Annotated in this window: 9 protein-coding genes; 3 read left to right on the forward strand and 6 right to left on the reverse strand. The window is 70.2% G+C overall.

Annotated elements, in window-relative coordinates; all coding sequences use genetic code 11:
- Window position 1: 1 nt before the first annotated feature.
- Window positions 2-541 carry an AAA family ATPase gene (locus ACWEN6_RS27575; protein ID WP_452574141.1) on the reverse strand — a complete coding sequence of 180 codons (540 nt, stop codon included), beginning with the start codon at window positions 539-541 and terminating at the stop codon, window positions 2-4.
- Window positions 542-636: 95 nt separating this feature from the next.
- The gene (locus ACWEN6_RS27580; protein ID WP_452574143.1) at window positions 637-2190 is read right to left on the reverse strand and encodes an alpha/beta fold hydrolase; all 1554 of its coding nucleotides are present in this window, start codon (window positions 2188-2190) and stop codon (window positions 637-639) included.
- 357 nt (window positions 2191-2547) lie between these two features.
- Between ACWEN6_RS27580 and ACWEN6_RS27585 the strand changes: the two genes are divergently transcribed.
- Window positions 2548-3396, forward strand: a complete 849-nt coding sequence (locus ACWEN6_RS27585) for a M23 family metallopeptidase (protein ID WP_452574145.1) — start codon at window positions 2548-2550, stop codon at window positions 3394-3396.
- Between the two features lie 102 nt (window positions 3397-3498).
- On the opposite strand, the gene ACWEN6_RS27590 is transcribed toward ACWEN6_RS27585, so the two are convergent.
- The 4 genes from ACWEN6_RS27590 to ACWEN6_RS27605 are packed head-to-tail and all read right to left on the reverse strand — an operon-like array spanning window position 3499 to window position 7387.
- Window positions 3499-4101, reverse strand: coding sequence for a GTP-binding protein (locus tag ACWEN6_RS27590; protein WP_354838411.1), 603 nt, complete (start codon window positions 4099-4101; stop codon window positions 3499-3501).
- The gene (locus tag ACWEN6_RS27595; RefSeq protein ID WP_354838414.1) at window positions 4082-4432 is read right to left on the reverse strand and encodes a DUF742 domain-containing protein; all 351 of its coding nucleotides are present in this window, start codon (window positions 4430-4432) and stop codon (window positions 4082-4084) included. The genes ACWEN6_RS27590 and ACWEN6_RS27595 overlap by 20 nt, the downstream gene beginning before the upstream one ends.
- Entirely contained in the window at window positions 4429-4854 is a 426-nt protein-coding gene (locus tag ACWEN6_RS27600) for a roadblock/LC7 domain-containing protein (RefSeq protein ID WP_354838416.1), read from the reverse strand. The genes ACWEN6_RS27595 and ACWEN6_RS27600 overlap by 4 nt, the downstream gene beginning before the upstream one ends.
- Window positions 4855-4885: 31 nt before the next feature.
- Window positions 4886-7387, reverse strand: a complete 2502-nt coding sequence (locus ACWEN6_RS27605) for a nitrate- and nitrite sensing domain-containing protein (RefSeq protein WP_452574147.1) — start codon at window positions 7385-7387, stop codon at window positions 4886-4888.
- Window positions 7388-7760: 373 nt separating this feature from the next.
- On the opposite strand from ACWEN6_RS27605, the gene ACWEN6_RS27610 reads away from it, so the two are divergent.
- Both ACWEN6_RS27610 and ACWEN6_RS27615 read left to right on the forward strand, forming a co-directional pair.
- Complete coding sequence (locus tag ACWEN6_RS27610) at window positions 7761-8936, forward strand: FAD-dependent monooxygenase (protein WP_452574149.1); 1176 nt, start codon at window positions 7761-7763, stop codon at window positions 8934-8936.
- A gap of 634 nt (window positions 8937-9570) precedes the next feature.
- A complete protein-coding gene (locus tag ACWEN6_RS27615) occupies window positions 9571-9900 on the forward strand; it encodes a nucleotide disphospho-sugar-binding domain-containing protein (RefSeq protein WP_452574151.1) in 330 nt (109 codons plus the stop codon).
- Window positions 9901-10105 lie beyond the last annotated feature (205 nt).

The raw sequence follows: 10105 nt of genomic DNA on the forward strand, positions 1-10105 counted from the left end.
CTTATCGTGAGACCTCGATCGTGAAACCTCCGTCGCCGTCGAAGCCGACCTGGAAGATCTGGTCGAACCCGTCGGCCGGGCGGGGGCGCCTCAGGCGTTTGAGCGTGGCATAGATGCCGACCTCCGGCACCCGGGTTTTTCCCGCCCGCGCGGCGTTGCGTTCGAGCGAGCCGGCCACGTCGGGCGGGAACCAGTAGCCGACCACCGGGGCGTTGTGCGTTTCGGCGACGTCGATGAGCGGACGCCATTCCTCGGCCGAGGGATTGGTGTTGTCCACCGCGACGTTCAGGCCTTGGGCCAGCGCCTCCTGGACCATCCGGAGCTGGCGCGGCTGCCGTTTCCGGGCGTTCGGAAAGGCGTCCTTGCTCACATGGACATGCGTCCGCGCCAGCACCTGCCGGTAGAAAGTGGTCTTGCCCGACCCCTGCAGCCCGACGAGGATCGCCACCTCAGGATCACCCACCCGGCAATTCCACCATGAGGCGTCGAACGAGAGCCGGTCGGCACCGGCCATGAAGGCGAGGAGCGGGTGTCGTCGCACCAGCGGACTCGTCGTGGTGCGACGACACCCACCCGCTCGATGGCCGTACGGATGTCACCCGGATGAGCCGTCCGGGCGGAGGCTCCCCTCCGGGGTCAGGAGACGGGCGAGGGCGCGACCGGGCCGGCCGCCCAGTGGTTCGGGCCGGTCGGCCAGGTCCGCGACGGCGTCTGCCGCCTGAGCAGGCTCTCCTCAGGCGTGCCCACGGCGCAGCGGGCGCCGGGCGGCGGCACCTTCAGCGAGATCAGGTACGCGTCGAAGATGTCGTCCTGGCACTTGTCCTTGCCGTAGATGCGGTGTCCCCAGCCCTCGTACGTGAGCAGCACAGCCTTGGACCCGAGCTGACGGGCCGCGTTGGCGGACCATATCCACGGGGTGGCCGGGTCGTGCACGGAGTTGCCGAGCAGCAGCGGGGCGTCGCCCGTGTACCGCAGCGCGTGCGGCGCGTTGGTGGTCGGGGAGTTCATGCAGATCGGCAGATCGTCGATCGGGTACGGGTGGTACCCCGTGTCGGGTGCGAGCAGGCTGGAGGCGCGCATGAGTGCGGCGTACTCCTCGTAGTTGCGCACCCGGAGGTTGTAGTCCTGGCAGAGAACCGCGGTCGGCAGATACGCGACGTCGCCCTCCACGGGCCCCCGGCCTTCCAGCGGGGGCACCCACTCCGGCTCCGGCCCGCCGTTCAACCAGTTGATCACCTCGCTCAGCAAGCGCCAGTCCGGCCCCTCGGTGCCCAGTGCGGCGTTGTAGATGACCTGCAGTTCGGTCATCGTCTGGCCTGTGCTCGGGTACTTCAGCTCACCGCGCCGCGCCTTGGCCCGCAGGTCCTTCCAGATCGCACGGATGTCACGTCCATGCAGGACACAACTGGTGTCCTGCTCGCACCAGCCGACGAACTGGTCGAACGCGTCCTCGATGGCGACCGCCTCGGTGGCCAGGAAGCCCGCGACGCCGAGGCTGTGGTCCATGTTGCTGTCGAGTCCGAGGGCCCGGACGCGGCCGGGGAACAGCTCGGCGTACATCTGGCCGATCAGAGTGCCGTACGAGATGCCGTAGTAGGTGAGCTTCTCCTCACCCAGGGCGGCGCGGAGCGCGTCCAGGTCACGGGCGACGTTGACGGAGTCGACGTGGTCGTACAGCGGACCGGTACGAGCGCGGCAGTCGGCGTGCAGCTTCTTCGTGAACGCGTTCCAGGCGTCGAAGTCGGCCTGGCTTCTCATGACGGTGTGCGGCATCCGGTTGTACACCGACGCCGAGCAGATCACCGGGTTGCTGCGTCCCACGCCCCGAGGGTCGAACCCGACGATGTCGAACCGTCGCTGCAGTTCCTCGGTGTAGGAGCCGGGGGCGCCGTACACGGCTTCCACTCCGGACCCGCCCGGACCACCGGGATTGATCACCAGCGAACCGACCCGCGCGGCCGGATCGGTGGCCTTCCGCCGGGCGACGGCGATGTCCACCTTCGCCCCGCCCGGCTTCGACCAGTCGATGGGAACGCTCAGCGTGCCGCACTCGGCGGCAGGCTCCTCCTCGCAAGGCGCCCAAGCGATGGTCCGCGGCGTCAGGACCTCGGTGTCCGCACTGGCCGTCGAAACGGGTAAATACGTCGCTACCGCCAGAAAGGCGGCGAACCAGGAAGCTCTCCTAAGCACAATGCTCCAGTCTCTCGTCGATCCTCTGTCGGAACGGTCGATCCTCTGTCAGAACGTGCGACCGTAGCGGATCGCTGCATACGTGTAAGCAGAAACAGGAGAGATTGGCAGTAGTTCTCCTATATGCGGATCCACCGCCGGAATCCGTGTTGGTCATCGGCGTGGACCACACCGCCACGCGGACGGGTGCGACCGGTGGAGTAGGACCTGCCGAGCCCGCCACCCTCCGGCCCTGCACGCCTCGTGGGCGGGGTGCACTTTGCGGATGATCTGGACAACCTGATCATCCGACTGACAATCTTGCCGTTTGTGCGAACGAAGATCCTTATAGTGACTGTTTGTGGTTCTCTGGCCGCGTTGACGGGTTCAGCGACGGCGAACGCGGCCGTCAGCGCCGCCGGCCCCACCTTCCAGTTGCCCTTCCCCTGCGGAGAGACGTGGGTCGGCAGCAGTGGCAGCTTCGCCCACACGGGCAACGAGATCGACTTCAACGGCAGCGCGAACGACGGTGACAGGGACCGGGGCAGGACCGTCGTCGCCGCGGCGGCCGGTACGGTCGTGATCTCCGCGTACCAGACGGCCAACGGCTTCGGAAACCTGGTCAAGATCCGCCATTCGGACGGTAGCGCGACCCTCTACGCCCACCTCAGCGCCCGGACGGTGTCCCAGGGGGCGAAGGTGGCGCAGGGGCAGAAGATCGGCGCGGTGGGCAACACCTCCGCCAAGTACAAGATCGTGTCGCATCTCCACTACGAGCAGCGCTCGGCCGCGGGCAAGATCGTCCGTGCCACCTTCAACGGCGCCGCCTTCAGGTACCCGGGCCAGAGCGTGAAGTCCAGGAACTGCGGAGGCGGCGCCGCCCCGCGAAGCGCTCCCAGCGGCTCCAACCCCTACACCGCGGCGAAGGTCTGCGGCTCGGGCTTCAAGCAGGTCGACGTGGCGACGCTCGGCTCGCAGGGGCGGGTGTTCCTGATGTACTCCTCGGCCACCGGGCAGAACTGCGTCGCCACGGTCCGCAGCAGCGGCAGAGGCAAGGTCGCCGCCAGTGCGTACCTGGAAGTGAAGGGTAAGGCGCGGCAGACCGACGCGGGCACGTTCCAGTACTACGCGGGGCCGGTGCGCGCGAAGGCCGCCCGCACCTGCGTGAAGTGGGGCGGCTCGATCGGCACGGCCAAGTACGACAGCCCCTTCGAGCACTGCGGCTGACGCGGCCACCATGCACGGACGGCGCCGCCCCCTTGGGGGGGACGGCGCCGTCCGTGTCGGCGGGGGCGCATGCCTCGCCCGGCGTGGGGAGCCTGTGGCGTCTCAGGGGATGGCGTGCTCGAAGTTGTCGCCGACGGCGTAGGTGACCAAGGTGGTCAAGACGCGGGCGACGGAGTCCCTGTCGCGCACGTCGCACAGGAGGATGGGAGCCACTCCGTCCAGGCCGAGGGCGCGGCGGACCTTGACGGGATCGTGGCGGCGGGCGCCGTCGAAGCAGTTGACGGCGACCACGAACGGCAGGCCGCGCTGCTCGAAGTAGTCGACGGCCGGGAAGCAGTCCTCCAGGCGGCGGGTGTCGGCCAGGACGACGGCGCCGAGCGCGCCGAGGGCCAGTTCGTCCCACATGAACCAGAACCGGTCCTGGCCCGGGGTGCCGAACAGGTAGAGCCATAACCCGTCCCGGACGGTGATGCGGCCGAAGTCCAGCGCCACGGTCGTGGTGGTCTTGGCCTCGACACCAGAGACGTCGTCCACACCGACACTGCGCTCGCTGAGCAGTTCCTCGGTGTGCAGCGGCCGGATCTCGCTGATCGTGCCGACCATGGTCGTCTTGCCGACCCCGAAGCCGCCGGCGATGAGGATCTTGATGGCCATCGCCGGGGCGGCGCCTGGGGCGGCGGCCCGATCAGAGGCTGCGTAGCGCATGCAGCACTTCCCTGTAGATGCGTTCGTCGATCGCCTGCGCGGCAGGCTGCGGTCGGTCGATGCTCACGAGACCCTCGCGACGCAGGTCGCCGAGGATCACGCGGGTGATGTTGATCGGGAGCCTCAGCTGGGCGGCGACGTCCGCGACCGGGGTCGGCCTGCGACACGTCCTCAGGATGGCCAGGTACTCCGGGCCGAGGTCCGGCTGCTCGAACGGGATGCTGACGGTCGTGACGATGGCCACCAAGTTGAAGGATTCGCCGGGTGGGCGCGCACGGCCGCCGGTCAGCCCGAAGAGCCTGACCAGCGGCCCGGGATCCTCTCCGGTCACTGACGCACGCCGTTCCAGGCGGGTGCCGGAGCCGCTCCTCTCGGCAGAGCGGACAGGTGCTCGCCGACGCGCTTGACCATCAGCGCCATCTCGTAGGTGACCATGCCCAGTTCGGCGTCGCCCGAGGCGAGCACGGCCAGCCGGGCCCCCTGACCCGCCGCGGTGACGAACAGGAAGCCCTCCTCCAGTTCGATGATGGTCTGCCGGACGCCGCCGAGGCCGAAGTGGCGTCCCGCGCCGAGGGCGAGGCTGTGGCTGCCGGCGGAGATGGCGGACAGGTGCTCGGCGTCCTCCCGGGTCAGGCCCCGGGAGCCGCCCATGGCAAGGCCGTCCCCGGACAGCACGATGGCGTGCCGCACGCCGGGGACGCGCTGGGTCAGGTCGTCGAGCAGCCAGCTCAGTTCAGGTCTGGGTTCGGGCATTGGAATGGCCCTCCTTTCGATTGCGCGTCATCTACTTCTGCTCGGCCTCGCCGCGGCCCTGCTGCCAGCCGCGCTGCATGGACGACATGATGCTGAAAAGTTCCTCGGGGGAGCGCACGCTGACTTCGCGCTGTTCGGCGGCCCGCGTGCGGCGGAGCTGGGGGGCCATGCTGGCCTGCCGCACGCGTATCGGCAGCCCGTCCAGGTCGTCCTCGTCGGTGCTCGGCACGGCGGCGGACGGACGGCCGGCCGGCGGAGCGGCCGGTGAGGTCGCCGGCCGGGCGGGCGGCTCGGCGGGTGGCTGAACAGGTGGCGGGGCGGATGGCGCGGTGAAGGGTTCGGTGGGCGGCGAGGCGGGAGGCCGGTCGGAGAGCGGGGTGAACAGCTCAGCGGACCGGCGGCCCGAGGGCTGGACGGGTGGCTGTGCCGGCGGCTGGGAGGCCCCTGGCGTCCGGTGGGGGAAGGACGGCGCCTCCGGTGCCGGAAGCGCCCGTTGGGCGGTGGGCGGAGGCGTGCCAAGAGCCCGGGCGGGCCGGTCTCCCCGGTCGGGACCCATCGGGGCGCCCCGTTGCGAGGGTATGTGGGAACGTTCCCACCAACTGGGGGCGGGCGCCGGGGCGGCGCGGTCCGGCATGGGTTCGATGACGGGGGCGTCGGGCGTGGCGAGCAGGGCGACGGGCAGCAGCACGATGGCCGTGGTGCCCTCGTAGGGGGAGCGCCGCAGCGAGACCTTGATGCCGTGCCGGGCCGCGAGCCTGGCCACGACGAACAGGCCGAGCCGGTCGCTGTCCACCAGGTCGAACTCCGGCGGGTCGGCGAGTTTGGCGTTCAGCTCCTCCAGGGCGGCCTCGCTCAGCCCGAGGCCGCGGTCCTCGACCTCCATCGCGAAGCCGTTGGCCGCCGCCATGCCCCGCACGTGCACGGTGGTCTCCGGCGGGGAGAAGACGGCGGCGTTCTCCACCAGCTCCGCGAGCAGGTGGATCACGTCGGCGACCGCGACGCCCAGCAACTGCGGGGCCTGCGGCATGGGCGGCACGATGACGCGGGTGTAGTCCTCGACCTCAAGCACGGCGCTGCGCGCCACGTCGAAGATCGGCACCGGGTCGCGCCATCGGCGGGCGGGCGTGGAGTCCGACAGGATGACCAGGTTCTCCGCGTGCCGCCGCATGCGCGTGGTGAGGTGGTCCAGCCGGAACAGGTCCTCCAGCGTGTCCGGCTCCTCGATGCGGCGTTCCATCGTGTCGAGCAGGGTGAGCTGGCGGTGCAGCAGTGCCTGGTTGCGCCAGGCGAGGTTGAGGAACACCTGGCCGATGCCCTTGCGGAGCGTCGCCTGGCTGACCGCCGCCTCCACGGCGGTGCGCTGCACGGCCGAGAACGCCTGGACCACCCGCTCCACCTCGGCGGTGCGGGCGGAGTCCAGGGGCGGCGCCTCGGTCGCCGGGTCCACGTCGTCGCCCCTGCGCAGCCGTTCGACCAGCAGGGGGAGCCGTACTTCGGCCAGTTCCACGGCCGACCTCTGCAGGCGCCGTAGCTCGACGATCATGGACAGGCCGAACCGGAACGACAGCAGGATCGAGGCGATGACCGCCACCAGGCCGAGGCCGAGGATCAGCCCGATGCGCCAGTACGCCGCGGTCTTGGCCGCCTGCCGGGCCTCCTCCACCCAGAACAACTCGTTCTGGGTGTCACGGTTGATGGTCTGCTGCAGGAGGCTGGTGTCGCTCTTCCAGTCGTCGGGATCCACGAAGGGCAGGCCGCTGGCGTTCCAGTTGAAGACCCTGTCCTCCATCTCCAGCAGCCGCTTGTAGGGCAGGCCCCGGACGAGGTTGTCGTACTGGACGCGCAGGTCGGGCCCGACGTCACGGGCGGCGTTCGCCATGATCATGCGGCGGCCGGTCATGGCGGCGACGAACGCCGAACGGTCGCTGGGAGTCATCCGCCGCTGCACGATCGTGCTGGTGAGGACGGCGTTCTCCCTGCTGAGGTACTCGGCGCTGCTGTTGTAGGCGGCCATGCCGCGCACCGCCCGGTCGGTCGACACGTCGCTCAGCGCGCCCCCGGCGTTGAGCTGCCGGCCGGCGTCGTCGATCAGCTTGTTGTAGGCGTCGATGACCCGGACGGGCGGGTAGAGGCTGCCGCTGTCGGCGGACCGGCGGAGCGTCTGGAGCGAGTCTAGGGCTCCTACCAGGGTGCGCACCTCGGCGGGGGTCTCGTCCTTGCTCTGCTGGCCGACCGACCCGATCAGCTCGCGCAGTTCCTGGGCCCGGTCGTCGGTCAGCTGCCGCTGCCTCGCCAGCGCCTGGTCGTTGCCGGTGCTCCGGGCCTGGGCGGAGGCCTGGCGTTCCCGCTGGAGCTCATAGACCAGTTGCAGGACCGGCGCCCCGATGGCCTGCCAGCGGCTCTGCGTGCGGGAGATGTCGGAGATCTCCGTGATGCTGGAGTAGGCGATGAAGCCCCAGAAGGCGACCATGGAGACCAGGGGCAGCGCGAGGATCCTCAGGAGCCTCGTGCGAATCGGAGGGGGCGAGCTCATCTGTCGTGTCCAATTTCGTGTGCGGCGCGCCCTTTGTGGACGCGGGTTGGAGCCGTTCCCCGAGTGGCGTCCCGCGGCCACTGCGCCGATGATCTGGACAACTATGCCCACTTGGGCACAAGTGCATCAAGACAACATGGCGAAGATTGTATATCGAAGTTCGTCCAGAGTCGCATGATGTGTACGGTGCGTAATCGCTGTGAGGAGTACGCCACTGTGCGTCATCCATTTCGGACATGACCTTGTGGTTCGTCCATCGCGAGGCTCTGGATCCGCCCCCGCCGCACGGGTGAAGATGAACCCGCTACTTCCGCAGTGGTGATCTACCCGGGAATCGTGGCTGGGGGCGTGCGTGGGCTTACGGGTGGCGATCGTGGGCGGTGGTCTCGGGGGGCTGGCGGCGGCGCTGTACCTGCGCCGGGCCGGCGTGGAGGCCCAGGTGTACGAGCAGGCGCCGGTGCTGCGCGAGGTGGGCGCGGGGGTGATGCTGGCGCCGAACATGGTGCGGCTCATCGCGCGGCTCGGCCTCGGGGACGCCCTCGCGCGGTGCGCGGTCTGGCTGGAGGAGGCGTGGGAGTACCGCCGGTGGGAGGACGGGCGGGTGATCTCCTCCCAGCCGATGGGAGAGGCGTGCGAGCGGCTGTACGGCGCCAACCTGCACACCGCGCACCGGGCCGACCTGCTCGCGATGTTCCAGAACGCGCTGCCCGCGAGCGTCGTCCGCCTCGACCACCGCTGCGTGGCCCTCGACCAGGACGACGCCGAGGTCGAGCTCACCTTCGCGCACCGGTCGGGAGGCACGACCAAGGTGCGCGCCGACGCGGTCATCGGGGCCGACGGCATCCACTCGACCGTCCGGCCGCGCATCGTGGCCGAGGCGGCGCCCCGGTTCTCCGGCTTCAGCGCCTTCCGCGCACTGGTCCCCGTCGAGCGGGCGCCCGAGTACGCGCGGCGGCGGGTGCAGACCCTCTGGCTCGGCCCCGCGCGGCACGTCGTGCACTATCCGGTGTCCGGCGGGCGCCTGGTCAATCTCGTCGCCGTCGTGCCGGCCGGCGAGTGGCGCCTTGAGTCCTGGACGTCCGACGGCGAACTCGCCGACTTCGCCCGCGAGTTCGAGGACTGGGACGCGGGCCTGCGGCGGCTCATCGACGCCGCGCCCGGCACCAAGCGCTGGGCGCTCTACGACCGCGGCCCGCTGGAGCGGTGGACCAGCGGCCGTGTCACTCTGCTCGGTGACGCCGCGCACGCGATGCTGCCGTTCTTCGCCCAGGGCGCCGGCCAGGCCATCGAGGACGCCGCCGTGCTCGCCCGGTGCCTGGGCGGCGCCGACCCCGACACGGTGCCGAAGGCCCTGCTCTCCTACGAGGCGACCCGCAGGCCGCGCGCGAGCCGCGCGCAACTGATGAGCCGGGGCCGCGCCGAGTACAACCACCTGGCGGACGGTCCCGAGCAACGCGAACGCGACGCCGGCCTGCGCGAGGGCGACGTCCTGCGGCACAACGCCTGGCTCTACGCCCACGACGTGGACGCCGAGCCCCTGGCCACCTGACGCTTCCCCGGCGGCCGCTCATCGGTGGCTGCGTGACGGTGGCCGGGTGACGGTGGCTGGGTGACGGTGGCTGGGTGACGGTGGAATTCGGTGGGCGGCTCTGGAGGGCGGCGTTAGGGTTGTGCCGTGATCTCCTCGATTCGCATGCGTCGCGCCTGATCCGGCGCGACCGCAGGGCCGTCCCGCCGCCGGGAGGCCCTTCCTGAGTCCTCCCTCTCGGAGGGCCTCTCCTGTCGCGCCGTCGGACCACGTCCAACGACCTTCCGGAATCCGACAGGACATCACATGCGTACAAATCGCCACATTCTCATGGTCGGATGCACGGCATCCAGCCACATCTACCCCTCACTGGGACTGATCAGGGAACTCGTGTCCCGTGGTCACCGGGTCGGTTACGTGGTCGGGGACGGCCTGGCCGGCCTGGTCGAACCCACGGGCGCCGAGATCGTCGCCCACCCGACCCTGCTCCCCCTCGGAGAGGCCACCTGGCCGGACGACCCGGCACGACCTTTTCCGGGCGTGCGTCGAAGGGTTCGCGGGGTCGGACTGGCACGTCGTGCTCGCGGTCGGTCCGCATGTCGACCCGGCGGACCTCGGGCCGATGCCGGAGACGGGCTTCGAGGTGCATCGAAGCGTGCCGCAACTCGCCGTGCTGGCGGAGGCCTCGGCTTTCGTCACCCACGCGGGGATGGGCGGATGCACCGAGTCCCTGTGGTTCGGCGTGCCGACCGTGGCCATTCCCCAGGCTGTGGACCAGTTCGGCAACGCGGCGCGGCTGGAGGAACTCGGCGTCGGCCGGCACCTTCCGGCCGAGGAGGTCACCGCGGCCGTGCTGCGTGACGCGGTCGAGTTCGTGGCCGGTTCGGCCGACGTGGCCGCGCGGCTGGCCGGGATGCGGGCCACGGTACGCGCGCACGGAGGAACCGGTCACGCCGCGGACGCGGTCGAGTCCTTCCTGACCTGACCCGGCGAACGTGGCGGGGGTGCCCGACCCGCCACGCCCGCGCGTCGACGCCGATCGGCACGGTCTCGTCTTTGATCACCGTTGGGCCTCGCCAACGGCGCGTTCGCCGACTTGGCCGGGGTCGTTCTCGGGAGAAGAGAAGATTGGTGATGTTCGAGCATTTGAAGGGTTCATCGTCCGCTATTGCGAACTTCGTCCGGGAAAG

The sequence above is a fragment of the Sphaerisporangium sp. NPDC004334 genome (assembly GCF_053602655.1).

What these genes read in the sequence shown, in the direction of transcription:
- ACWEN6_RS27590 (WP_354838411.1), bottom strand. Translation starts at nt 4,101, where the DNA reads ATGCGCTACGCAGCCTCTGATCGGGCCGCCGCCCCAGGCGCCGCCCCG.
- ACWEN6_RS27600 (WP_354838416.1), bottom strand. Translation starts at nt 4,854, where the DNA reads ATGCCCGAACCCAGACCTGAACTGAGCTGGCTGCTCGACGACCTGACC.
- ACWEN6_RS27605 (WP_452574147.1), bottom strand. Translation starts at nt 7,387, where the DNA reads ATGAGCTCGCCCCCTCCGATTCGCACGAGGCTCCTGAGGATCCTCGCG.